The following is a 608-nucleotide window of genomic DNA, read 5'->3' as shown; positions in this document are numbered from 1 at the left end:
ATGATCATGATGACCATGCACTTCATGAAGAACGAGGACGGCAGCCCCCAGGTACCCTTCCATACCGTCTATGTCACCGGCCTTATCCGTGATGAGCACGGCGACAAGATGTCCAAGTCCAAGGGTAACGTGATCGACCCGCTGGACATGATCGACGGCATCAGCCTGGATGACCTGCTGGAGAAACGAACCGGCAACCTGATGCAGCCCAAGCTGGCCGAGAAAATCGGCAAGCGCACCAAAAAGGAATTCCCGGAGGGCATCACCGCCCACGGCACCGATGCCCTGCGCTTCACCCTTGCCGCCATGGCAACGACCGGCCGCGACATCAACTGGGATATGAAGCGCCTGGAAGGCTACCGCAACTTCTGTAACAAGCTCTGGAACGCAGCCCGCTACGTGTTGATAAACACCGAAGGCGAAGACTGTGGTGTGAATGACGAGCCCGTGGAACTGTCTCTGGCAGACCGCTGGATCATCAGCGAGCTGCAGAGCTGCGAGCAGGACGTGATCCGTCACCTGGACCAGTACCGCTTCGATCTGGCGGCCTACGCGCTCTATGAGTTCATCTGGAACGAATACTGCGACTGGTATCTGGAACTGTCCAA

The 608-nt window shown here is 57.6% G+C and carries 1 protein-coding gene; it reads left to right on the top strand.

The window, feature by feature from the left end; genetic code table 11:
• The coding region (locus B2W52_RS01965) for a class I tRNA ligase family protein (protein ID WP_286801085.1) at nt 1-608 on the top strand (608 nt) is incomplete at both ends.

The sequence above is a fragment of the Marinobacter sp. UBA2498 genome (genome assembly GCF_002341575.1).
GTDB classification, from domain to species: domain Bacteria; phylum Pseudomonadota; class Gammaproteobacteria; order Pseudomonadales; family Oleiphilaceae; genus Marinobacter; species Marinobacter manganoxydans.
The sequence above is the reverse complement of the archived record's forward strand: the minus strand, read 5'-3'. Positions and strand labels throughout refer to the sequence as shown.